Origin of the sequence: Shewanella vesiculosa, assembly GCF_009994065.1 — a bacterium.
GTDB lineage: Bacteria > Pseudomonadota > Gammaproteobacteria > Enterobacterales > Shewanellaceae > Shewanella > Shewanella vesiculosa.
Genome location: NZ_JAACSD010000012.1, coordinates 70,576 through 94,734, shown reverse-complemented (window position 1 = coordinate 94,734; position 24,159 = coordinate 70,576). Strand labels below are relative to the sequence as shown.

The 24,159-nt window shown below is 39.7% G+C and carries 25 protein-coding genes and 1 other RNA gene; 16 read left to right on the top strand and 10 right to left on the bottom strand.

What is annotated here, in order from left to right:
• The first annotated feature begins 78 nt into the window (after window positions 1-78).
• The 4 genes from GW828_RS13870 (at window position 79) to GW828_RS13855 (ending at window position 3,663) form a co-directional block, all read left to right on the top strand.
• Entirely contained in the window at window positions 79-1,122 is a 1,044-nt protein-coding gene (locus GW828_RS13870) for an alkene reductase (protein WP_182697921.1), read from the top strand.
• A 248-nt stretch (window positions 1,123-1,370) separates the two neighbouring features.
• Window positions 1,371-2,693 (top strand): leucine-rich repeat-containing protein kinase family protein, encoded by a 1,323-nt coding sequence (locus GW828_RS13865; RefSeq protein ID WP_273058023.1) that lies wholly within the window; start codon window positions 1,371-1,373, stop codon window positions 2,691-2,693.
• A 183-nt stretch (window positions 2,694-2,876) separates the two neighbouring features.
• Window positions 2,877-3,068: a CopG family transcriptional regulator gene (locus tag GW828_RS13860; RefSeq protein ID WP_273057986.1), complete on the top strand. Its 192-nt coding sequence runs from the start codon at window positions 2,877-2,879 to the stop codon at window positions 3,066-3,068.
• Between the two features lie 250 nt (window positions 3,069-3,318).
• Complete coding sequence (locus tag GW828_RS13855; protein ID WP_011636566.1) at window positions 3,319-3,663, top strand: zinc ribbon domain-containing protein YjdM; 345 nt, start codon at window positions 3,319-3,321, stop codon at window positions 3,661-3,663.
• Window positions 3,664-3,669: 6 nt separating this feature from the next.
• Here the strand turns inward: GW828_RS13855 and GW828_RS13850 are convergent, their stop codons facing one another.
• The gene (locus GW828_RS13850; RefSeq protein ID WP_273057985.1) at window positions 3,670-3,942 is read right to left on the bottom strand and encodes a hypothetical protein; all 273 of its coding nucleotides are present in this window, start codon (window positions 3,940-3,942) and stop codon (window positions 3,670-3,672) included.
• A 171-nt stretch (window positions 3,943-4,113) separates the two neighbouring features.
• On the opposite strand from GW828_RS13850, the gene GW828_RS13845 reads away from it, so the two are divergent.
• The 3 genes from GW828_RS13845 (at window position 4,114) to GW828_RS13835 (ending at window position 5,702) form a co-directional block, all read left to right on the top strand.
• Window positions 4,114-4,506: a hypothetical protein gene (locus GW828_RS13845; RefSeq protein WP_273057984.1), complete on the top strand. Its 393-nt coding sequence runs from the start codon at window positions 4,114-4,116 to the stop codon at window positions 4,504-4,506.
• 5 nt (window positions 4,507-4,511) lie between these two features.
• Window positions 4,512-5,414: a hypothetical protein gene (locus GW828_RS13840; protein WP_273057983.1), complete on the top strand. Its 903-nt coding sequence runs from the start codon at window positions 4,512-4,514 to the stop codon at window positions 5,412-5,414.
• Between the two features lie 135 nt (window positions 5,415-5,549).
• Window positions 5,550-5,702 (top strand): hypothetical protein, encoded by a 153-nt coding sequence (locus tag GW828_RS13835; protein ID WP_273057982.1) that lies wholly within the window; start codon window positions 5,550-5,552, stop codon window positions 5,700-5,702.
• Window positions 5,703-5,784: 82 nt separating this feature from the next.
• Here the strand turns inward: GW828_RS13835 and ssrA are convergent.
• Window positions 5,785-6,140, bottom strand: a transfer-messenger RNA (tmRNA) gene (gene ssrA / locus GW828_RS13830).
• A 145-nt stretch (window positions 6,141-6,285) separates the two neighbouring features.
• Window positions 6,286-6,774, bottom strand: a complete 489-nt coding sequence (smpB, locus tag GW828_RS13825; protein WP_124016830.1) for an SsrA-binding protein SmpB — start codon at window positions 6,772-6,774, stop codon at window positions 6,286-6,288.
• A 249-nt stretch (window positions 6,775-7,023) separates the two neighbouring features.
• Between smpB and GW828_RS13820 the strand changes: the two genes are divergently transcribed.
• Both GW828_RS13820 and GW828_RS13815 read left to right on the top strand, forming a co-directional pair.
• The gene (locus GW828_RS13820; RefSeq protein WP_124016831.1) at window positions 7,024-7,461 is read left to right on the top strand and encodes an SRPBCC family protein; all 438 of its coding nucleotides are present in this window, start codon (window positions 7,024-7,026) and stop codon (window positions 7,459-7,461) included.
• A complete protein-coding gene (locus GW828_RS13815; RefSeq protein WP_420542427.1) occupies window positions 7,454-7,786 on the top strand; it encodes an RnfH family protein in 333 nt (110 codons plus the stop codon). Before GW828_RS13820 ends, GW828_RS13815 begins: the two co-directional genes overlap by 8 nt.
• Before the next feature lie 300 nt (window positions 7,787-8,086).
• Here the strand turns inward: GW828_RS13815 and GW828_RS13810 are convergent, their stop codons facing one another.
• A complete protein-coding gene (locus GW828_RS13810; protein WP_124016833.1) occupies window positions 8,087-8,590 on the bottom strand; it encodes an outer membrane protein assembly factor BamE in 504 nt (167 codons plus the stop codon).
• Window positions 8,591-8,897: 307 nt separating this feature from the next.
• Here GW828_RS13810 and GW828_RS13805 point away from each other — a divergent pair, with 307 nt between their 5' ends.
• From GW828_RS13805 to GW828_RS13780, 6 genes are all read left to right on the top strand, one after another.
• A complete protein-coding gene (locus tag GW828_RS13805) occupies window positions 8,898-9,734 on the top strand; it encodes an SAM-dependent methyltransferase (protein WP_273057980.1) in 837 nt (278 codons plus the stop codon).
• Between the two features lie 329 nt (window positions 9,735-10,063).
• Complete coding sequence (locus GW828_RS13800) at window positions 10,064-10,276, top strand: hypothetical protein (RefSeq protein WP_124016835.1); 213 nt, start codon at window positions 10,064-10,066, stop codon at window positions 10,274-10,276.
• A 6-nt stretch (window positions 10,277-10,282) separates the two neighbouring features.
• A complete protein-coding gene (locus GW828_RS13795) occupies window positions 10,283-12,031 on the top strand; it encodes a tetratricopeptide repeat-containing diguanylate cyclase (RefSeq protein ID WP_273057979.1) in 1,749 nt (582 codons plus the stop codon).
• Window positions 12,032-13,707: 1,676 nt separating this feature from the next.
• Window positions 13,708-15,360: a malate synthase A gene (gene aceB, locus GW828_RS13790; protein ID WP_273057978.1), complete on the top strand. Its 1,653-nt coding sequence runs from the start codon at window positions 13,708-13,710 to the stop codon at window positions 15,358-15,360.
• Between the two features lie 91 nt (window positions 15,361-15,451).
• Window positions 15,452-16,768, top strand: a complete 1,317-nt coding sequence (aceA, locus tag GW828_RS13785; protein WP_182697954.1) for an isocitrate lyase — start codon at window positions 15,452-15,454, stop codon at window positions 16,766-16,768.
• Between the two features lie 497 nt (window positions 16,769-17,265).
• Entirely contained in the window at window positions 17,266-18,720 is a 1,455-nt protein-coding gene (locus GW828_RS13780; RefSeq protein WP_124017010.1) for an HDOD domain-containing protein, read from the top strand.
• A 124-nt stretch (window positions 18,721-18,844) separates the two neighbouring features.
• Here the strand turns inward: GW828_RS13780 and GW828_RS13775 are convergent, their stop codons facing one another.
• The 4 genes from GW828_RS13775 to GW828_RS13760 form a co-directional block, all read right to left on the bottom strand.
• Window positions 18,845-19,450, bottom strand: a complete 606-nt coding sequence (locus tag GW828_RS13775; RefSeq protein ID WP_273057977.1) for a nuclear transport factor 2 family protein — start codon at window positions 19,448-19,450, stop codon at window positions 18,845-18,847.
• A gap of 45 nt (window positions 19,451-19,495) precedes the next feature.
• Window positions 19,496-20,320 carry a M90 family metallopeptidase gene (locus GW828_RS13770; RefSeq protein WP_273057976.1) on the bottom strand — a complete coding sequence of 275 codons (825 nt, stop codon included), beginning with the start codon at window positions 20,318-20,320 and terminating at the stop codon, window positions 19,496-19,498.
• A 346-nt stretch (window positions 20,321-20,666) separates the two neighbouring features.
• Window positions 20,667-21,080, bottom strand: coding sequence for a CopG family transcriptional regulator (locus tag GW828_RS13765; RefSeq protein ID WP_124016841.1), 414 nt, complete (start codon window positions 21,078-21,080; stop codon window positions 20,667-20,669).
• A complete protein-coding gene (locus GW828_RS13760) occupies window positions 21,040-21,786 on the bottom strand; it encodes an AAA family ATPase (protein ID WP_124016842.1) in 747 nt (248 codons plus the stop codon). The genes GW828_RS13765 and GW828_RS13760 overlap by 41 nt, the downstream gene beginning before the upstream one ends.
• A 430-nt stretch (window positions 21,787-22,216) precedes the next feature.
• Between GW828_RS13760 and GW828_RS13755 the strand changes: the two genes are divergently transcribed.
• Entirely contained in the window at window positions 22,217-22,429 is a 213-nt protein-coding gene (locus tag GW828_RS13755; protein ID WP_041413444.1) for a DUF3820 family protein, read from the top strand.
• Between the two features lie 192 nt (window positions 22,430-22,621).
• Here the strand turns inward: GW828_RS13755 and GW828_RS13750 are convergent, their stop codons facing one another.
• Window positions 22,622-23,119, bottom strand: a complete 498-nt coding sequence (locus GW828_RS13750) for a GNAT family N-acetyltransferase (protein ID WP_273057975.1) — start codon at window positions 23,117-23,119, stop codon at window positions 22,622-22,624.
• Window positions 23,120-23,176: 57 nt separating this feature from the next.
• Complete coding sequence (locus GW828_RS13745) at window positions 23,177-23,479, bottom strand: NrfJ (protein ID WP_124016844.1); 303 nt, start codon at window positions 23,477-23,479, stop codon at window positions 23,177-23,179.
• Between the last annotated feature and the right edge of the window lie 680 nt (window positions 23,480-24,159).

The following is a 24,159-nucleotide window of genomic DNA, read 5'->3' as shown; positions in this document are numbered from 1 at the left end:
CGACTATTCAAAAAATACTTGAATGTCTATTCAAATACGATTAATCTTGAACGCATATTCAAGAATGGAGTTAACCACATGACGGCCAGTTTATTTACCCCTTACAAACTCAATGACACCTTAACATTATCAAACAAGATTTTAATGGCACCATTAACGCGTTGTATGGCGGATGATGACCTTGTGCCAACACTGAAGATGGTTGATTACTATGCTCGCCGAGCTGAAGCTGGTTTAATTATCAGTGAAGCGACAATTATCCGTCCAGATGCCCAAGGCTACCCAAACACCCCTGGCTTATTTACTCCAGCTCAAATTGACGGTTGGCGTAAAGTGACCGATGCCGTGCATAAAAGTGGCGGTAAAATCTTTGCTCAACTTTGGCACACTGGCCGTGTAGCACACCCACATTTTTTCGATGGTGGTGATGTACTTTCTTCTTCTGCACAAGCGGTTGAAGGCACAGTGCCTAGAATGCGCGAACTCGTTTATCAAACACCAAAAGCGGCCACCTTAGATGATATTAAGCAGTTAGTGGTTGATTATGCTCAAGCCGCGGCAAATGCGATTGATGCAGGCTTTGACGGCGTTGAAATTCATGCCGCGAATGGTTATTTAATTGACCAGTTTTTGCATCATGACAACAATCGCCGTGAAGACGAATACGGCCAAACTCCGGCAAACATGTCACGCTTTGCTTTAGAAGTTGTTGATGCTGTGGTTGCCACAATTGGCGCAGATCGCACAGCTATTCGAGTTTCTCCTGGTGCCTATTTTAATATGGCCGCCGATCCACGCGACCGTGATGTGTTTGACTATTTATTACCTGAGTTGGCTAAACGCCATTTAGCGTTTTTACATGGCGGTATTTTTGACGACTCAATGCAGTTTGATTACTTAGGCGGCAATATATCGACCTATTTGCGCAGTGTTTATACTGGCACCTTAGTGGGTGTCGGTAGCTATACCGCCGAAACGGGCAGTGCAGCCATAACCGACAACAAATTTGATTTGTTGGCAATTGGCCGTCCATTTATTGCCAATCCAGATTACGTGGCAAAAGTGCGTGATGGCGGCGAATTAGTGACATACGCTGACAGCATGTTAGCGGAACTGATTTAACGTTATTTGTTGTTTTAGGTTACTAACGTCAATGGAGGTTAGTAACCTAGTGTGTAGGAATCCATTTCTAAGCCGTACTTGATGTACTAGAAATGGCGCTAAAATTATCAACCCCAATTTGTGTTTTTTAGCCTCCGTTTTGACCACAGCTATTGCTGTGGTTTTTTTTTGATAAAAATTTAGCAGAAATTTGTCTCCGTGGGTGCAGTCTATTACTATGGCGACAATTTTCGGCAAAGAGAAACATGATGCAGACACTGCAACAATTAAATGATGGTTTGTTACTGGGTTATCAACGGGTCAGTATCGCTGAACAACTTACGCAATTTCCTACAAAACTGTTTGAATTAGCCGATACCCTAGAAGTACTCGATCTTAGCAATAACCAGTTGTCGTCGTTGCCAGATAACCTTGCCGATTTACATCAACTTAAAATCTTGTTTGTGTCGAATAACCTATTTGAACATCTTCCAGCTGTATTAGGTCGGTGTCCAAAGCTCGAAATGATAGGTTTTAAAGCCAATCAAATTCGTACCGTATCGGAAGCATCCATTCCAAAACAAACCCGTTGGTTAATTTTAACCGATAACCAAATTGAGCAATTGCCAGACAGTTTAGGTCAATGTCATCGGCTCGAAAAGCTTGCGCTTGCGGGTAACCGATTAACAGCATTACCTAATAGCATGGCAAACTGCCATCAATTAGCCCTGATCCGATTATCGGCTAACCAGCTTACCGCTTTACCACATTGGTTATTTGAGTTACCTAACTTAGCCTGGTTAGCCTTTGCAGGTAACGCGTTCAGTCATGTTGAACATTGCGATAATACTCGCGTACCTGTAGTGCCATTAACCCAGTTTACTTTAGGTCAGTTACTCGGGCAGGGCGCATCTGGACTGATTTATCAAGCTACTCACCATGATGAACACTCAGATGAGGCAAGCTTTAGCTGCCAGACTGATGTTGCGATTAAGTTGTTTAAAGGCATGGTGACCAGCGATGGTTACCCAGCAGATGAGCTTGATTGCTGCTTAACCGCCGGCGAACACCCAAATTTAATCAATGTCGTGGCACAAATTAATCAACCAGAGCAACTGGGTTTAGTGATGCAACTTATCCCGCCAAACTATAGCAATTTAGGTTTACCGCCGTCGTTGCAAACCTGTAGCCGCGACACCTTTGAAGCGCAAACCGTATTTACTTGGGCTCGCATAACTTATATTGCCAGCCAAATGGCTGATATTTTGGCTCATTTACATCAAAATGGGATTAGCCATGGCGATATTTATGCTCACAACATCATGATAAATACCCAAGATAACGTATTGTTTGGTGACTTTGGCGCCGCCTCAAATTTAAAACAGTTTACCCCACAGCATTTGCAATTAATGCAAGCGATTGAGGTTAGGGCATTTGGTTATTTGGTCGATGATATGCTAAACCTCATCGATAACCCAAACACACCACAAGCGACAATGTTGCGCCAGTTAGTGCAAGATTGCTTGCAGCATAGTGCATCAACTAGACCGAGTTTTAAGGCGTTGTTACCCCGTTTAGCGAGCATTGTGTAACAGATAAACACACTCGGGCTAAGGCATCATTAGGTTTAACCTAGTTGTTTCTTAACTCGGGTGAATGCCCCAAGCTAATGGCTCTAGCTAATAGTACGGCGAATAAAAAATCCAGAATATGGTCTTTAGCCACACACTGGATTATAATCAGATTATCATGTCGTAATGAAAGGCTAGCCCACTGTGGAAAATAAAACTGCACGTTTTACTGTATTAATGGACCCGCTAAAAAAGCAGGCATTTGAACAACTGTGTGCTGCGCAAGATCTCACCCCATCAGAAGTCACCCGTCAGCTTATTCGCGAATACCTCGAAAAGCATGATGTGAGTTTTGCTGACAATCAAAGTCGTCCCAATCCACAGGTAAAAAGCTAAGCTTTAATTCGCCTATTGTTAGGCTATTCGTGACGTTAGTGGTAATCCCAATCGTTTCGTTAGCAGGTGAGTGGATCAGCTGGTTTATTATCCTAGGGTAGTCAATTTGTGATAATAGCATTATAATGTCATTACAATATTCGGCAGGATAGATACTTTTCTATCTCACGCCAATCGATAAAGCCTGTCGAACTGCGTATTAGCGCTGTTAACGTGTTCGACAACTGCCAAGAACACAGAGAGTAAAGATATGAGTGATGTAATCCCGCCATGCCCAAAATGTGAGTCTCCGTACGCTTATTCAGACGGCACATTATTAATTTGTCCAGAATGCGCCAATGAGTGGAACCCAAATGAAGAAGTGGTTGATCCAGACGCTATCATTTTAAAAGATGCCAACGGCAACTTATTAGCAGAAGGCGACAAAGTCACCTTAATCAAAGACCTTAAAGTAAAAGGTTCATCACTCGTGCTTAAAGTTGGCACTAAAGCAGTGATCAACCATTTTGTCGACGGCGACCACGACATCGATTGTAAAGTGGATGGCAATGGCCAAATGATGCTGAAATCGAAGTTTGTTAAAAAACAAAGCTAATTATACTTAAGCCCGTCGCGTTAGTGACCATTTGTTAGGCTTGGTAAGATGAATAAAAATCTCCGTTGATATCGCTATTAATGGGGATTTTTTTATGGACACCGGTTCAAGTCCCGCCGCCACATCTGAACCGGTTATTGTTGTTCCAAAAGTATATTGTTTAGCAATGCCCGATCGCATGCTTGTCCAGTTGTGCTCCCCAAGTGCAATCACTTCGGTGACACGCTGTAAACCCATCCATGGGCGCTCTGCGAAAACATCCATGTTTTCGATGGTCACAGCCGCGATTGCACCTGTGTCTCTACTCTCTTCGATTTAACTTTGTATGTGACTATTAATAAAGATAAAAGTCTATTATTAATATTGAATGATTTTCTAATAAGTGATTGTAATTGGAGTTTGTCTATATACTATGATATTGGTTATTATCTAAACATACGGATATGTAAAATGAAAAAGATTTCTGTCTTATTCCTTATATTTATGCTCACCGCATGCGCAGCCCCAACAAGAACAGACGTTGATGAGTTTTTTGTTGTTTCTACTGGCACAATTATTCCTGATTCAGTCCCACTATTTGTTGATTGTTTAATTGATGGATTTAATCAATCTCATTCAGGGTTAACAAATTTTGAGGTTAGGCAATCAATGCGTTCAACGGGTTATCGTGTTGAAACATACACAGGTTCATTTAACTATTTACTGGTTAGTGCTGACGTATTCACTGATGGCCGGGTTGTGCTTCATGAGAGCAGTTCAGCTGGTTGGATCAATACTAATGGAGAAAAAGAAACATTTGGTCATTGTATGCAAAATTTTGAATCTAGTATTGTTAAGGATTAATTAGAATGGATGATGTAACCAAGTTGCAAAATACTGAAAAGAACACACTTAAATATGTTCTCCCTACCTGGTTGAAAATATCGTTAGTAGCCGTTGTTTTAGTTGTAGTCAGTATTCTTATTTTATATTTTGGTATGTTTTATGGAGCATATGGTACGCAAGAGACTTTTGCTCAGTTCGGTGATTTTATTGGAGGTACAATTAATCCTATTTTAGGTTTTGCGACAGTAGGGCTCCTTATTTGGTCAATTAACATCCAACTTCATGAGTTGAGAGAAACTAGATCTGAGGCTAGACAATCAAGAATTGCTTTTGAAAATCAGTTAAATATTTCTAGAGATGAAGTAAAACTTAGGCAGATTCAAATATCAATAGACAACTATCTACAGGAAAGAGAATTGGTTTTAAGTCAAAAACTTCCCCATAATTTTCAAATCATAATTTTTGACATATTGATTAAGAAACATAATCTTAAAAGCCATCCCGCAGATATTCTGTATAAAAAAATATCAGCACTAACTTATAAAAACTGTATTATTCCTTTTGCTAAAATAAGGTTTTCTGCTGAGCTACTCAGCGGCATCAAGCAAAATGAAATTGATGAGATTATTACAGATTTTATGAGAAATGATGAATATTCGAAGGGGCAGATAAAATCAGCTCTTTTTATGAGTTTGCAAATTTCTAAATCTTGGTTCGATTATCACGAACTTACACTGTACAAAAAACACTCGGTAGCCATGTTGTGGAAGCATTCATGTTCGTATTTAGAACCATTTAAAGATTTTATAGATGAAAATGATTTAATTAGCTTAGTATCAGAATTTCCTCAAAGTGATATTCCTAGTTTTTATAATGAACTTAAAATCCAAATTGAGAAAGTAAATGAGCTTCATGTCGATTTTTAGTTTATTAAAGTCAGAAGTATCAACTTTAATACAAATAAACCAGCAGGCTCAATGGTTCTCCGTCCGAAGTGTCCGAAATAGCGTGATGAAAATGCCGTAGTGACATCATGGATGATGTCACAGGCTCAGGGGTACATGGATGTACCATCTGAGCCGTTAGGCGATTTTTATTATCGCTATGAGGATCAACACTTTGTCGGAGCTGCTGGGGTGATCCAAGAGGGGAAAGCAGTTTTTCCCTTCTTGGTCGGGTGTGGGCGAAGCGCCACGACGTTGATGTTAGTTTAAAATGAAGTTAATGTATAAAGTTGCCATGCAAAAATGGACAAAGAAAAAGGGCTTAGCATTGCTGCTAAGCCCTTCTATAAATTGGTGGAGGCGGCGGGACTTGAACCCGCGTCCAGAAAGCCTACATCCTCGGCACTACATGTTTAGTCTCTCTTTTATTTAACCAAGCAGTCTCCGAAAGACAGGATGCTACTTGGTGAGTCCGGTACTGTTTCGCGGTTCACCCCCGGACGGAGTTCCCTCGCTAGCACACTGTAATATGACCATCAGAATCCACTGTCCACGTGCGAAACGTGTGGTTGATGGCTAGCTAGCCTAAGCTGCTAGAGAGTAGTTAGAGTCGTTTGCAACTATAACGGTGCGGCTTTTTACGAGGCCAACCGCCCCTCGACATGCTCCTTGGGTTTCGTGAATCCTGTCGAATCCAGAATCGCCCCCAATTGAGTTAACTATAACGCTTTGTGAGATGAATACCTAGTATCCATTAACAAAATATAATCGTTTGTTCACTATCTGTTCGTTATAGGCTTATGTTCAATAACAACTTATCAGTTTTCATCGTTTCAGTGGCCTATTAACAATATTAAGCGTTTTCTTTGTCTTTTTTCATTACGCGGGCTTTTTCGATTTTCCACTCGCGTTCTTTGGTGTCTTCACGTTTATCGTGATCTTTCTTACCTTTACCTAAGCCTATTTCGACTTTTACCCAGGCACCTTTGCGCCAGTACATTGATAAAGGAATTAACGTATAGCCTTGACGTTCGATTAAGCCGGCAAGCTTGTCAATTTCACTGCGCTTCAATAGCAGTTTTTTGGTTCTGATTGGATCGCATATTACATGTGTTGAAGCAGTATTCAGTGGTTGAATAGTACAACCATGCATAAAAGCTTCACCCTCTTTAATATAGACATAACAATCCGATAAATTGACTTTACCCATGCGAATGGACTTAACTTCCCAGCCCATAAGTTGTAATCCCGCTTCGATTTTGTCTTCAATGCGGTATTCAAAGGTCGCGCGTTTATTGCGTGCGATGCTCGCTGAGGCGTTTGCTGATTTCTTTTTTACCATTATTATTACCGTTCTGATTGCCGTTATTGACCTGAAGGATGGTGCTGGACAACCCGCAGTGAGCCCATTTGATAAACTCTATTATGTTTACTAACTATAATAGATATGGGGGAGATTTATGATATTACAACGATTATACCGAGTTTCTTGATGATTGTGTTATTTCCAACGCGATTTAACACTCTCAGAGATGCCTTTTTTGTTTAACGTGATAAAATCCCGCTATTGTATTAAGGATAGTGATGTCAGATGCCTAAGATTTCCAAAAGTATGCTGGTTAGATTTAGTGCCTTAGAAATGTATGATTTAGTCAATGATGTTGAATCGTATCATGCTTTCCTACCTGGATGTGTTGGGGGTAAGGTACTGGAATTTGATGGTAAAACCATGGTGGCATCAGTTGATGTCAGTAAAGCCGGGATCAGTAAAACATTTACTACTCGTAATCAAGTGGTGCAAGCTAAATCTATTTCACTTGAATTGGAAAATGGTCCCTTTAAGTACATGCATGGTCTATGGAAGTTTACTGAACTAACCGAAGATGCTTGTAAAGTTGAGTTTGATTTAGATTTTGAATTTTCAAACATGCTGGTTGATATGGCGTTTGGTAAAGTGTTTAAAGATTTAATGTCGTCTATGGTAATGGCGTTTACCGATAGGGCAAAGGTGATTTATCGTGATGAATGAAACAGAAAATTTTTCGGTAGATGTTATTTATGCATTACCAAAACAGCAGAAAATTATTTCGGTGATGGTGTCTCCAGGAACCACATTTATTGAAGCCGTTAAGCAAAGTGATATAGTTAAATTTTTTCCAGATATTAACCTTGAAGACGTTAAGCTTGGGGTGTTTAGCCGCCAGGCCAAACATGATGAGGTGCTTGTTCCTGGGCAGCGTGTTGAAATATATCGCCCACTAATTGCCGATCCTAAAGATGTTCGCCGTAAGCGTGCCGAAAAAGCTAAAGATGAAGGTCGTATTAATAAAATAACCGGTGCTAAAGTTAACTAAACTTAGAATAATATCCGTTTATCAAAATGTGCTTTAGGCCTTTGAGTATTATCCTTTGGGTCAATGACGAGTTTATCGCAAGTTAATGGATGCAATAAGCAGGGCAAAGTTTGCAAAATAAATCGTCTATGTTAATTTTGAAATAGGTTAAGCACAGTTATTTTGGCTAATTATCCATGTGTTAACGCTAGTTTAAGGTTAACTCGATTGATGTGTGGCAATGAAAAAACGCCAAAAAAAAGCAGGACTCTCATGAGAGGTCCTGCTTTTTTTGGCATAAATCACATGTTATTGTGTGGCTTATGTTGGTGTATTATCATTTTCTGCCTGGTTCTTTAATGCCGGACGTTGTTCTTCAACTAACGGTTTTGCATCTGGGCGAATTTCAGGTAGTAAAGGCTTCATATCTGGGTCGTTAACGGACGGTAATGAGCTTTGTTCCAGCGGAGTATTAAATTCTTTACTGAGATCGTAATCGCCGCTAACACTGGAAATTGTGTCGCCATTAAAGTGAATGATCAACTCTTTATGAGTAATGCTAGCATCTCGACCACTTTTGAAATGATAGACATAGTACCAAGTGTCATCAGAGAAGCTGTCGCGTAATACTGGGCGACCTAAAATATATTCTGCTTGTGCTTTAGTCATGTCGACACGAAGTTTTTCGACTTGTTGTGTTTCCATGTAGTTGCCTTGTGGCACATCTGGTTTATATATTAACCAGTCAAATACACTGCATCCGCTAAGAGATAATGAAAGCGCTACTGCGCTTACAAGGGTAAGACTTTGTTTTTTGTTTATCATTGTCTGCGCTACTTCCTAAATTCTGTCGGTCATCATACCCAAGCTGTCCCTATGCTGACAAGGGTCTATTAAAAGATGTTGTGGCTTTGAGTCAATTTAGCGCCCTAAGTTCCATTTTTTCAGTAAATAAATCTAAGGTAAATTTTCATATTTATTTAACGCATTACAGCAAATGTTGGTAGGATGTTGTTAAATCGTTCAATTTAAACGATCGAACTAAATTATGTCACTATTAAGTGCTATATCTAACTAAGCATTTATTATTAATAACTTTATCCAAGTTGCAGTGCTCAAAAAAGAAACAACAATGACTATTCAACAATCGCAAAATGCAACATTATCCAATGTAAAAAAAGGCCGTCTGATTTGTGTTGGAACAGGATTGCAGTTAGCTGGGCAAATAGGCGCGTTGAGTTTGAGTTATATTGAGCATGCTGATGTGGTGTTTTCGTTAGTGCCCGATGGTTTTTCTGAACGATGGCTAATGTCGCTTAATTGTGACGTGCGTTCGCTGCAGCCTTATTATGCACAATGCGGCGAGATCAAAAACCGCCGTGCTACTTATGCTGAAATGGTTAATGCTGTTTTGTGTGAAGTACGCCTAGGTAAGTTAGTCGTATGCGCCTTATATGGTCATCCTGGAGTATTTGCTTGTGTTGGGCATTTATCCATAAAACAAGCACGTTTGGAGGGGTATGATGCGAGTATGTTACCGGGTATTTCTGCGGAAGCTTGTTTGTGGGCTGACTTAGGAATAGATCCTGGTAATAGTGGCCATCAAAGTTTTGAAGCGACTCAGTTCATGATTTATCATCATGTGCCCGATCCTACTACGCATCTTTTACTGTGGCAGATAGCCCTAGCGGGTGAACATACTTTGACTCAATTTAGTACCACTAAAGCGAGGTTACAGATTTTGGTTGAGCACTTAACGCAATGGTATCCTCTTGATCATCAAGTGGTGATATATGAAGCCGCAAATTTGCCGTTTCAATCACCAGTAATCGAGCGCATGGCTTTGTCGTCTTTACCTGAGGCTAGGTTGACCCCAATTAGCACACTATTGATCCCTCCCGCTAAACAGATCACATTAAACCATGAGATGTTGGCTAAGTTAGGTATTACCGAATCAGATATAGGTTAAGTATCTGTTAACATTAAAAGATAATATAGCATAATCGTGCTCTACACTGAACGTTTTGGTTTATATCTTGACCTGATATAGACAGCAGATTAATTGAAGATGAAGTTGCAATTGTTAATTTTTTTATAGTCAGTTTTTTGTTAAAATTGTTAGCCGATACAAGTTAACAACTATCAGCGTTTGTTGTTAAACTGACTTGAGTGTAAAGTACGCACAAGTTTAAAAAGCTAGTTAAATCAGTTGAATGTACTTTATGTGTTGAATTGTCTGATGTTATGTCATTATGCCCATAAATTAACAATAAAATTATTAAAACAGAGAGTGACAATATGTCAAACATGAGTGCCTTTTTTACTGAGCTTGCGACTAATGCCCTGTTATTAGAAGCATATAAGCTTGATCCTCGTGCTGTCATGAAATCAAATGGATTAACACAAGAAGAGATTGACGCTGTAATGTCGGGAGATAAAGCACGTGTGAGCCAGTTAGTTGGTGATAAAGACATGGCTATGTACATGATTATAACTAACCCTACAGAGTAATTATTCTTGCATCATACATCGAGGTATTTTTTTATTATCATCGTGTTGCTTTTTAGCCGCGCGGCGATAGCTGACAATATCGATTATGATAAAGAACTCGATACTATTGAACAATATTTGGCGACAGATACTGGTTATGCAATTAAAAAGATTGAAACCGTATTAGCCTCTGAATCTTCACTTACCTCATCACAACACAGCCGCCTACATAGGTTGGTCGGTTCCAAAGAGCTTTATTTAGGTCATTTTGTCGCAGCAGATAAAGCTTTCGATGAAGCACTGATAGACGGTCCAACTGGTGAAGAACTCACCAATATTTATCTATTGAAAATCACTGCAAATATTGGGCTTAGCAACTACCAAAAAGCCTTTTCTCTTCTGGAAGAAAATCTTTCTCGTATTGATAACTATCAAGACCAAAGTATCAAAATAAAGTCTTATAACCGTCTGATGAATGTGTATTTACAGCTGGGCGCTTATGATGAAATGTTACGTATAGCAAAATTGTCGCTGAATTTAAATCAAGGTAAAGACCCAAAAGATCAATGTTATTCAATGTTATACCTGTCGGTGGCCCATTCAAAATTAGCTCATTTTGACCAAGCTGATACATTATTTAAAGACACTCAAGCTTATTGTAAAGATCATGGTCTGCCATTAATTGAGATCATGTCTATTAGAGGCTTGGCTACAGTGCTGTTTGATAAAGGACAATATGCGGCTGCAGAAAGTTTGTATCTTGTTGCTTTAGAGCGTTACCAAAAGTTTAAATTTGAAGTTGAAATCAATGAGATAAGGTCTTATTTAAGTGTTATTTATTTTCATTTAGGCGATTACCAACAAGCTGAAATGTATGCGCAAATGGTTAATGCATTGCCTAATAAACCCAGTAACATGATAGCGAAAAAACGAGTTAACGAAACTCTTTCTTTAATTGCAGGTAAACGCGGGCAATTTGATAAAGCATACCAGTTTCAAGTTGTCGCTTCTGCACTTGGCCAGCAACTACTTGATGAGCAGAAAGTCAAAGAAAATGCTTATCAAATGGCTCGCTTTGATAGTGTTGAAAAAAGCCGTGAAAATAGCAGTTTGATCCAAGATCACGAGTTACTGATGAAACAAAAAGATTTGTTTATGAAGGAAAAAAGTTCATCTATCATGTTCTCTACTTTACTTGTAGGTCTTTCTGTCGGTTTATTATTGTTATTGATCTCGGCTTGGCTGCAACGTAATCAATTTATGAAACAAGCGCAGCGAGATGGATTAACCGGTATTTTTAATCGCCGTACTGGACAAGAAATGGCGGAAAATGAATTTATTCAAGCTCAAACAATAGGTGAAAGATTCTCTGTTGTGTTAATGGATCTTGATCTATTTAAAAATATTAATGACCAATATGGCCACGGTACAGGTGACTGGGTATTAAAAAAAGTGACTAATGTTATCGAGGGTATGTTGAAACCGACAGATATTTTTACCCGAATGGGCGGCGAAGAGTTTGCTGTCTTTATGCCAAAGCAAGCCGAAGATATGGCTGTTGATTTTGCCGAACGTATTCGTAGTGAGATAGCCAATATTAACACTCGTTTCTCTGGACACGATTTTACGGTCACAGTCAGTTGTGGTGTCAGCACTGTTACTAAAGATGACTTAAGCCTTGATCCTTTAATTCATCGTGCTGATTTAGCCCTTTACCGAGCCAAACATAATGGTCGAAACTGCGTAATATCTTATGACGACACCATGAAGCCTTAATCATCGCTAAGCTGAGATCATCATCAAAATTCATCACACAAGCTCTTCGATAGCGACCATGCGTTCTACAACCTCATCACATTATCAGCAATGCAGTCTATGACTAAATGCACACAACAACAGTAAATGGCATAGTTGTTAATAGGCTACTTTGAAGTGTATAAGCTCAATTTCTGTATAATTGAAAAGCACTTTTTAGTGTTTTGCTAGCAGCATCCCACAGGTCATCTTACTCTTTGTGCATTTTATTGTTAAAAACTATGGTAATTGTATCGCTATTACGCCATGTAGCGACTTCATTTTTACATAAAAATGCTCTGTAAATCATAGGTATAGTGCCTAAAACGATAGTGATACCTTACAACAAACACATTCTATTTAAATAGCAAATACCATTTAGCGGATCTCTTCTGGTGGTGTTTATGGCTTATTTTTAGAGCGTCATCGCTTACAAATAAACCATAATTTGGTATAACAAACTGCGGCAGATATAAAATTGCCCTATATTGCGGCAAAAATTATCTTGAAGGAGCGACTGTTCTGAATAATATGAGGCGAGTGATATATTCTGCTGCTCGTTAACGGGTAAGATCTTACCAAACAGATAATCTCTATTAAGTAGAGTAGGGGCTAAGAATGAACACCCTATGCACCAAATTGCTTCAAAACAACTCTACCAAGTTATTACGACTACGACGAACAAGCACACTCCCTCTTTGATCCATTTCTGTGTCTCGTTATTGTTAATCGGTAAATTATCGACTATTTAAGTCACTTTCTGCCCGACCTCAAGCTGAATTTTGGCCGTTTTTCCTATCATCGTGAGTTGCAATGCCATTTTCATTGTTTGGCTATTACTGCAATAAATCTCTGCTATTGCACCATTTTGGTTCTCTATTGCCCCATTTGTGATTGTTTTTAATTTTTTTCAAAAAAAATTCACCTTTATTTAAAACAAACCAATATAGCTGAACTTGTTGATCGGGTGACGTAACTCACATTTTTAATGACATTACCGCCGTATTTTTTAACGTTGACGTAAACGTAAATTTAAAACAGTCGTTTACATTTGGGTTATAAATGAATTTGTTTAAGCTTATGTTTTAAAACAATTAAAAGTGATTACGTACGGGTAAGCTAAAAACGTTATCAAATTGTTTCATTCACGAATATAGACTAAAGTTATGTAAGATAATATTTACAGTTAGTTTTTTATTACAACCATTTTTACCAAAGTAATTTATTGGTCAATTGGTAAGATGAATTTCTAATGATTGATTTAAAGTATAAACTCTAATAATTAAAGTTTTTTATAAACAGGTGCTTATGTGTAGATTTGTTGTTTGGTATTACCAATTTACTGTGCTGTTGACAGTCGTTTTTAACACGTTTTGGTAAACTGATAACTGTTGCAATTACAAACGTTTTTGGTTAGTTTTTAGTACGAAACAGACATTTGAAAGTTTTTGATTCAACGTCAGCTTCTTCAACGTCAGCTTCAAGTTAATCTTATGAGTAAGCGGTTACTGGGCTCGATAAAAAGCATTCAATCGTTAAGTACAACAGTGATTCAGTTGATACAAGAATGTGGCATAAATGAGTTAGCAGTAGATAGCGTTATACAGTGAAGCATGACCACCAATATCAAAACAGACAGCATTTAGGGAGCCATTATTATGACGGCAGAACAACTAGTAGCCCAGTACAGTAAGTCCACAGCAAATGCTGATGATTCGGTTAAAACCGATCTCACTTTTATTGGCCCCACTGTTAATTGCCAAGAAGAGGTTTTTAATTCTGGTGCCGTGGCTTTCCTTGATTCGTTATGTGCCAAGTTTGTTGATGAAGTGCCAGAACTACTAAAACTGCGTAAGCAAAAGCAAGCACGTATTGATAATGGCGAACTACCAGACTTTTTACCTGAAACCCGTGCAATACGAGATGGCAATTGGACTATCCGTGGTATGCCTAATGATTTGACCGACAGACGAGTTGAAATTACCGGCCCGGTTGACCGTAAGATGATCATTAATGCCTTAAACGCCAATGTAAAAGTGTTTATGGCTGATTTTGAAGATTCATTAGCACCGAGCTGGCAAAAGATTGTTGAAGGTCAGATTAACCTTCGCGATGCCGTTCGTGGTGATATTGATTTTACCGCTCCAGAAACCGGTAAGCATTACTCGTTAAATCCAGATCCAGCAGTGTTAATTGCTCGAGTACGTGGTTTACACCTTATTGAAAAACACGTTGAGTACAAAGGCACACCTATACCTGGTGGTTTAGTTGATTTTGCGATGTATTTTTATCACAACTACCGTCAACTTTTAGCCAAAAAATCAGGGCCTTATTTTTATATTCCTAAGCTAGAAAGTCATGTGGAAGCGCGTTGGTGGGCTAAAGTGTTTGCGTTTGTTGAAGAGCGTTTCTGCTTAGAACCTGGCACGATTAAATGTACCTGTTTAATTGAGACCTTGCCTGCAGTGTTTGAAATGGAAGAGATTCTTTATGAGCTTCGTTCAAACATAGTCGCACTAAACTGCGGTCGCTGGGACTATATCTTTAGTTACATAAAAACCTTAAAAAATTATCCAGACCGTGTTTTACCAGACCGTCAAGCAGTCACCATGGACACCAAGTTTTTAAGTGCCTATTCACGCTTATTGATTAAAACCTGCCATAAGCGTGGTGCATTAGCGATGGGCGGAATGGCGGCATTTATTCCAGCAAAAGATGAAGCGACTAACGAGCTGGTACTGCAAAAAGTACGTGGTGATAAAGAATTAGAAGCTCGCAATGGCCACGATGGTACTTGGGTGGCTCATCCTGGTTTAGCTGATACCGCAATGAAAATTTTCAATGATTACATTGGTGGTGATAGAACCAATCAATTGCACATTACTCGTGATGTTGATGCGCCGATTTTAGCCAGTGAGTTACTTGAACCTTGCGATGGTGAAAAAACCGAAGCGGGCATGCGTTTGAATATTCGCATTGCATTGCAGTACATCGAAGCATGGATCCAGGGCAATGGTTGCGTACCCATTTACGGTTTGATGGAAGATGCTGCTACGGCAGAAATATCACGCACCTCTATTTGGCAATGGATTCAACATGGCAAAAGTCTATCAAATGGCAAGCTTGTCACTAAAGCATTATTTAAAGATATGTTGAAAGAAGAAATGGCCAACGTTAAGAAGGAACTCGGCGCAGAACGCTTTAATGCAGGCCAGTTCGCTAAAGCATCAACGTTATTTGAACAAATTACTACCTCAGATGAGTTAGTTGATTTCTTAACATTACCCGGATACGAACTGTTAACGGCTTAATGCCAGTAACAGAATATTAATTACAACACCACTGAATTAAGCAAAGTTGAACGATTCACTTTGCTACCCTCACACAGAAAGGAGCGACACTATGACTACACAACTAACTCGTCAGCAACAGGTTGATGCAATTAAGAAAGATTGGGCTGAAAATCCACGTTGGAAATCTGTTAAGCGTCCTTTTACTGCTGAAGAAGTTGTCGCATTACGTGGATCTGTTGTACCAGAAAACACGATTGCTAAAATGGGTGCTGCAAAATTGTGGGAACTGGTTAACGGCGGCGCTAAAAAAGGCTACGTAAACTCGCTGGGTGCACTTACTGGTGGTCAAGCAGTACAACAAGCAAAAGCTGGTATCGAAGCTATATACCTATCAGGCTGGCAGGTTGCTGCGGACGCTAACTTAGCGGGCACCATGTATCCTGATCAATCACTTTACCCAGCAAACTCAGTTCCAGCTGTTGTGAGCCGTATTAATAACTCATTCCGCCGAGCTGACCAAATTCAATGGGGCAAAGAAGTTAATCCTGGTGATGACAATTATACTGATTATTTTTTACCAATCGTTGCAGATGCTGAAGCCGGTTTTGGTGGCGTACTGAATGCTTTCGAACTAATGAAGTCGATGATTGATGCTGGTGCTGCTGGGGTTCACTTTGAAGACCAACTCGCGTCGGTTAAAAAGTGTGGTCACATGGGCGGTAAAGTTCTTGTTCCAACCCAAGAAGCAGTACAAAAGCTTGTGGCTGCGCGTTTAGCTGCAGATGTGAGCGGTGTTGATACGTTAGTTATTGCACGTACTGATGCCAATGCTGCAGATTTAATGACTTCAGATTGTGATGAATATGACCGTGACTTTGTGACTGGCGAACGCACTAGCGAAGGTTTCTACCGTGTTAAAGCTGGTTTAGACCAAGCCATTTCTCGTGGTCTTGCGTATGCTCCGTATGCTGATTTAATCTGGTGTGAAACGGCTAAACCTTGTCTTGAAGAAGCGAAGAAGTTTGCTGATGCTATTCATGCTAAGTACCCAGATCAACTATTAGCTTATAACTGTTCTCCATCATTTAACTGGAAGAAGAACCTAGATGACGTCACGATTGCTAAATTCCAGCAAGAGCTGTCTAACATGGGTTACAAGTATCAGTTCATCACGTTAGCGGGCATTCATAACATGTGGTACAACATGTTCGATTTAGCCTATGACTATGCTCGCGGTGAAGGCATGAAGCATTATGTTGAAAAAGTTCAAGAACTTGAATTTGCTGCGGCTAAGAAAGGTTATACCTTCGTATCGCATCAGCAAGAAGTGGGTACTGGTTACTTTGACCAAGTCACAACCTGTATTCAAGGTGGTAAATCATCAGTAACAGCGCTAACAGGTTCTACTGAAGAAGAACAGTTTTAACCTATAGTCCCAACCGTTTTACAAGTTTAGTCACTTTGTGGCTGTTGTAACCCCGTGCAGCTCACCTACAGGCAGCACGGGATTTTTATCCAAGGATGTTGGATTATAAGTTTTACTTAGTTGTTAATCCTGATTGTTTGGCTACTTCCTACCCGTAAGCTTTTTAACCACATTATTTGTGATTGCGGCTCTTGTGAGCCGTTTTTTTTTGCTTAATTTTTATCTCATGCTTGTTACTCTGCACATCAAACAGATTCAACTCAAATTACGTTCACTAAAATATAAATAAAGTGACGCAGTTAGCACATCATTTACTAACCATGAGAGTGATTGCGACTTATTCATTGGTTTATTGCCACGTCATTTGAAAGCAAATATCGTTGTTTTACTTTGATACGTGAGCTAGCTTGCTCTAATGACAATCTCTACAAGACACTGTGTTGAAATTGAGTATACTAAATCAATGTTTGTTACATTTAGGTTAAATTTTGAAGGCGATGACTCAGCAAAAAGGGGCTGATTATTGGACCAAGCGTATCAGTGATCAAGAAATGCCTGCATTATGTTCCACAGTGCGTGATTTAGAAAAGCTGGCTAAAGACGATGTATCTTCATTATCTTTACTCGGTCGAAGTGTCATGCACGACAACGCACTTACCTCGCGAATTTTGCGAGTAGCAAACAGTGCTACCTACAATAAAGGTATTAATCCGGTGTCGACTGTCAGCCGCGCAGCCGTAGTACTCGGATTTGATACTATTCGTAATATTTGCATTACCGCAAAACTACTGACCAGTTTACTCGAAAACAAACATCTGAGTGCCAGTGTTTATCAACGCTTGTTAAAGCTGATGGCGCAATCTTTTCAGGCGGCCATGCTCGCCAGAATGATGATGAGCGATCGAGGAGAATCGTTACGTGAAGAAGTTTTTATCGCTTCTTTGTTGTATCGCATCGGTGAAAGTGCTTTTTGGAGCATGGGCGGTGAGCTAACCGAACAGCTAGATAAAAAACTGTTATCAACCGATGATAAAATAGAGCAAAACTCATTGATACGAGCTGAACTTGGTACGTCATTTATTCAGCTTACCCAGAGTATTGCCAGAAGCTGGGGGTTAGGTGACGTGTTAATTAAATCGTTAACGCAGCCAGATGAACGTATGCCCGAAATCCGTTGTATTTTTTTAGCCGATAAGTTATCGGAGATAGTATCGCAACCTAACGTTAATGCTGAAGAGTTGCATAAGCGCTTATCCCAAGCCGCCGATATGTTAGACATCAGTGTGGCTAAATTTACTGAAAAGTTTATTGATTGCAGTGAAACAACCCATAAGCTAGCTATCGAATACGGTGCTAAAGCGATTGTGTCTTATTTACCTCATACCGCTAATGTATTAGACAATATTGATGCTCCAGTTGTGCCTTCTGAGGTACGTGAAACCAATCACGCTTATCAATTAAGTAAACTGAGGCAATTAACCCATTACGCTGCGGTAAAAACTGATTTTAATCAAATCATGCACACGACATTAGAGGGCATGTTAACCGGTGTTGGTTTAGACCGATGCGGTGTATTGTTATTATCACCGAGTCGTAAACTATTACAGCCAAGAGTGATGATGGGCGATGGCGCTGAATTATTAAAGCAAGCATTTGTGATTGAACTTGATGATCCTCAATCGGTTTTTACTCAGTGCATTGGGCAAAAAAAGAGCTTTTGGGTTAATGCACCAACCAGCAATGAATGCAAAGTACAAGTAGATGATGTGCTTGTGGAACGATTTTCCCAAAATGGATTTCTATTAGCACCATTATCTGTTGGAAATAAAGTATTAGGCTTGTTTTATGCCGATAGGTTGGGCTCTGGGCGTCATTTTGAACAAGATGATTTTGACAGTTTTACTCACTTTAGTGAGTTGGCAAATGTGTGTTTTGCGGTGTCGATGGCATAACAAGGCTATTTAGTTATTGACTATTATTGGGTGGGTTAAAGATTTATCACTGGATATTAAGCATCTGCTATTAAACAAAAGGGTGACCGTGATAATAAACATGGTCACCCTGATGAACTGATGATTATTGCATAATTAAGCTAGTAATACGTTTAGCTTTGTCGTTTGGTATCGGAAAGCTCAAATGATATTGTGCTATTTTCCAACCATCAACCGTTTGAACTAATGCACCTGTTCCTCGGCTAATGCCATATTCTGGGCTATAAAGCTGTTCGTCAAATACGATGGTATCGTCAATTTGCAGTAAGTGGCGAGACTTTACATCGTAACGCCAACCTTGAGTGGGTTTGGCATAGCGTTCAAACTCAAGCATATCCCATCGTTCTGACTTATCGGTACCAATAAACACTGCTTGTGGGTGATAAAGACTAAAATAAGTCGTCCAGTCAGCTGCTGCTGCGCTTTCATGTAACTGGTTTAATAAAGCGCTGACGGCTTGGCTGTCTTTTGCAGATAAACCTTGGCTGTCAATTAATTCATTTGCCTGGCTAATATTCTTAATCACGGCTTCGCTTTCGGAGCTTACTTGTTGGCTCACTTGCTTGTTTTTTGGTGCGGTTTGGCTTTGACCAAGTGAGGTGTCATCGGCTTCTGTTGCATGCAAGTCGAAGGCTGCTACTGTGGTCATTAACACCGCAATAAATCCAAGTCTGTTAATGATTGATTGCATAGTATTCCTTTTACGTTATGAATTATTATTATGTTGATGACTTATCTAATGCCAATTTATTGGATCTAGCTGATAAAACTGGCTCAATTCTTTATATAATTGATTATGTTGTTGGTAAAACTCAATAGGTCGTTCAAAAAATGTTTCACTTATTACAGCAAAAAACTCTGCGGGATTGGTTGCGCCGTAATAATTGAATAATGACGGGATATGCTGTTGAGCGCAATGTTGAAGTTGTTTAAATTCCTGCCCTAGAGTAGCAGACCAAGAACGATATGAGGTGATATCTCGTAAAGGAGGCGCACCATTGGCGCTGCCATCTTCTTGGTCAAGTTGGTGAGCAAATTCATGAATAACCACATTGCTGCCATCAAACGGATCTGCAGCGCCTTCTACAGTGCTGTTCCATGACAACACTACCTTGCCATATTCCCAAGATTCACCCAGCAACACATTACGCTGAGTAGAATACACGCCTGCTATATCAGTGCGGTTTTGATGAACAATAAATGCACTTGGGTAGACCAAAATTTGTTTCAGTTTAGGATAGTAATCAGTTTTTCGGTTGAGCAATAATAAACAGGCCTGGGCTGCTATGGTGACTTTTACTTCGTCATTTATGTCGAATCCGTCACAACCGACGAATTGTTTCTCACTAATAAACACTTGGATATGCTTTTTAAGCTGTAGCTGCAAGTCTGTTGGCATGGCTTTAAAGTAAGGAAAGCGCTTTTTTAATATATTACGCCATAGTGTTGGAAATGGTTTGCTAGCCACTATGCTACGTTGACGATTGCGGCGCCATTGACTACTGGTAATCCATCCAATAGCGGTCATTGATATAATGAGCAATGTTACAATCGCGATCATAGAAGGATCCTAATAGTCAAAAAGGTTTTTTTGGTTTTTATTTCAAGCTTATATCTGTGCTGATAAGTTTTCGCACTACTCCGTGATGTTATTCGATAGCTTTAGCTGTGTTTGTTATAAAATTTTGCCCTATGTGAGATTAATGGGGCTGTTTGTAAACAAATTCAAGCTTTAGCAAAAATTAACTCTAGGTGCTGGGCAAATGTTAACTTGTGCAGCGGTATGAGAGGTTGCGTTTTTTAGAAAAAAGCACTGGCTAATAAATATGACCTTCATATTTATTAGCCAGTGAAAGGGTGGGGGGAGAAAAGCGAACATCCTGACCAATCACAAAGTAAATTAACGATTAATCTTTAAAATTAGCTTCTAAGCTTTTTTGTTGTAGTGGCGATAAGCTGAAATATTGTGAAATCAATTGTCTAATCAGTTTTGACTTTGCTATGCCGCCTTGCTGGCTCAGCAAGGCTAACTGAGTGATAGCTGTCTCGCTTAAAGTATAAGTGCAGCGCTTATAAGGTTGCTTTTTGTTGTTGCTATTTGATTTTATTGCCCCCAATTTCTGCGGGTATTTACGCTGTAGAAAATCGATTATATTCGTTTGACTCTCTGTGCCAACAACCTCAGAGGTTACCGCATGTCGAGCTCCGCCTTTACCGGCTGCGTACAGATCTGCAGCTGCAATAAAGTCATCAATTGATACTGCTATGTTATTGGTTTGCTTACATGACGAAGCGTTTTTCTTGAGATCGGCTAGTCCCATAATTTCCTCCCAATGTGGTCACATTCGATGCAGTATTGCGCTGTTTAAGGAGTTGCTTTGCATCGGTAATCTCAAGTAATTCGCAAGCAATACTGCGCATCTCTTCAGCTGCTTTACCTTTGGGTTCTAATTCAAATACTGATAAGCCCGATTCTTCACTGTCGTCATAAATGTTACGACTGTAGTTAACTGCATCTAATACGTTAATATCGTAAGTACGACAAACATCTTTTGCTTCGATGATTCTACTTGCTTGGTTAGGTAAGCTTGGGCATTGTGTGATTACAAATGATGCTTTCATTTTGGGATTTATCATCAAACAAGTGGACACGATATCGTCCATGTGGCTTACCGTTTTCAAGTCGCGACGTTTTGGTCTTAACGGCATTAATACATGTGATGCAACTGACATAGATGCTCGTAAGGCAAGGTTATCTTGACCACCACAATCGACAATTACATAGTCATAATGTTGCTCTAAGCTGAGGAGGTCATTACGGATTTTGCCATAAAGCTGTACGCAGTTTATCGCCGATAATTTGGGGTTGTTGTTACGAGCCTGGATCCAGTCTGATGTTGTTCTTTGTGGATCGCAGTCGACCATAATCACGCAGGCATCTGCCTCTTGGGTCAGGAACACCGCAATATTTTGCGCTAAACAGCTTTTACCGCTGCCGCCTTTCTCACCACCTACTAATATGATCATCTATGCAGCCCTCCCAACCAAGTTTGTTACTTACCTAAAAATAATTCTAAACTCACTTTAAATACTGAATTAGGTTTGGTCAATTAGCTGATTTTTGACAGTTTTTTATAAATGTCGCCTAGATGTTTAATTGACTAAATTAGCTTGTACGGCAAAAAATTGACAACATGGTGTCGCACGCAGGAATGTTATTTAAAAGTTAAACTTTATAATCACTTAAAGCACTTTACTGAGCAACATGTACCCTATTACTGGCCAGCTAATTTGGCATATTATGCTTGCATATCTTGTTGATACACTTTTTACATCTTATTTTTACTTTTGTTATTCGAAATTGATATAAGTAATAGTTGGCGCTATGAGGGACTTTTTTACGGTTTGCAGCGTGTTACACTTGGGTTTTAGCCATCAAAGCTGTGGGACCGAAGTCATGAATGAACAACAATTATTAGAAGCGATTAATCAAACCATGCCATTTGGTAAATATGCTGGCCGTAAGTTACTGCAGTTACCTGAACCTTATTTAGTGTGGTTTCATTCAAAAGGCTTTCCAGAAGGTAAGCTTGGTGAGCAGCTTGCATTAATGTATGAAGTGAAGCTCAATGGATTAGAAGAAATGCTGCAACCGCTTTTAAAGCGGTGACCTTGGTAATAAGCGATGGCAAGCGATATCGAACGTAACAGCCCAGAGGCTAGGGCGGACTGCGTCCTGCTAGATCGCTACGCTGCTAAATAAAGCGGCCAAAGCGTTCGCTCGTTATCATCCTAGCATCTTGGCTTTTAACACTTATACCGTTACCGCTAGTTACCGCCCTTTTGAGGCCTCTCGTGGCGTTCAGAGCGCTTTTTTCATGTAAAAACCGGTGAAAGTTTGGCCACGTTTTTGTTGGTAGCTGACTTGTTGTAAGGCAAAACCCATAGTCTCAAACAAAGCTCTAGATAAATATGACGCATCCACACTGACAAATGGATATTGTTGCTGCTGTGCCCAATGTTCAAGGTGTTGGTATAGCGAGCTTGCTATACCTTGATTTTGGAAGCTGGGGTGCACGTATAAACAGTCAATATAACCTTGGTGGTTAAAATGAGTTTCTAGGCTAATAAAACCGATGACCTGTTGCTTGTTTAATGCAATCCAAGCTTTATTTCGCTTGTATTGTAATTGCCAGAACTTAGCTGAACGGGGGGCTAATGACCATGCATCAAGTTTTAGTTTCGGGTATCTCGGATGTTCAATACCTTGCACAGCAATATGGTATAACTGGCTTACTTGAGTAGCGTAGGACGCTGAAAAATCAACGATTTGACTTGGTTGATTTATTGAGTTTTTCATAAAAAAGACCAATCGGTAAGATTGGTCAATTATGTAAGATTTTTGCGATAAAACGTACTATTTTTTATTAATGTTGCCAACAAACATGATTTTATCAAATGTTCTGTTTAGGCTTGAACTTTTAAAATCGGTCATCCACATTTGCTCAGACACTTCAACTTTATCGCCTTTATTCACTTCAGTTTGTGGGCCTGCTGCCCAGTATGTTTTGTCGGCTTCTTTTAGCTGAACATAGGTGTAACCGCCACCATTCATAGTGTCGATGACTTCTGCTTGATGCAAAGCACCTTGTGCCCACACAGAGGAAACACCTAAAGCCAAAGTGGCTGCGGCAGCAAATGCGATTAATTTAGCTTTCATGTATGTATTCCTATTTTATCTACAGATGACACTGGATAACGAGATTGGCTCAATTTTATGCTATTTAACCATCTCAGCTGATTATGGTCTGTGATCTAGCACGAATAATTGTTATCTGCCAGCGGTTAGGTATTACCACTAGATGGTTTAATCGTGCAGGCTACTGTAGTGAATATTAGCAAATAGTTGCCCACTCTTAAGTTGTCGATACCGGCTGACAAAGTCGTAAAAGCCGCTGGCAGCGTTTGAGTGTGCCAGTGGCTAGGTATTATCACTAGTTGATTTAATCGTGATGGCTAATGTAGTGAACATTAGCAAATAGTTGCACAGTAATAAGCTGTCCATGCTGGCTTGTAAAGTCGTAAAAGGCGCTGGCAGCGTTTGAGTGTGCCAGTGGCTAGGTATTATCACTAGTTGATTTAATCGTGATGGCTAATGAAGTGAACATTAGCAAATAGTTGCACAGTAATAAGCTGTCCATGCTGGCTTGTAAAGTCGTAAAAGCCGCTGGCAGCGTTTGAGTGTGCCAGTGGCTAGGTATTATCACTAGTTGATTTAATCGTGATGGCTAATGTAGTGAACATTAGCAAATAGTTGCACAGTAATAAGCTGTCCATGCTGGCTTGTAAAGTCGTAAAAGGCGCTGGCAGCGTTTGAGTGTGCCAGTGGCTAGGTATTAT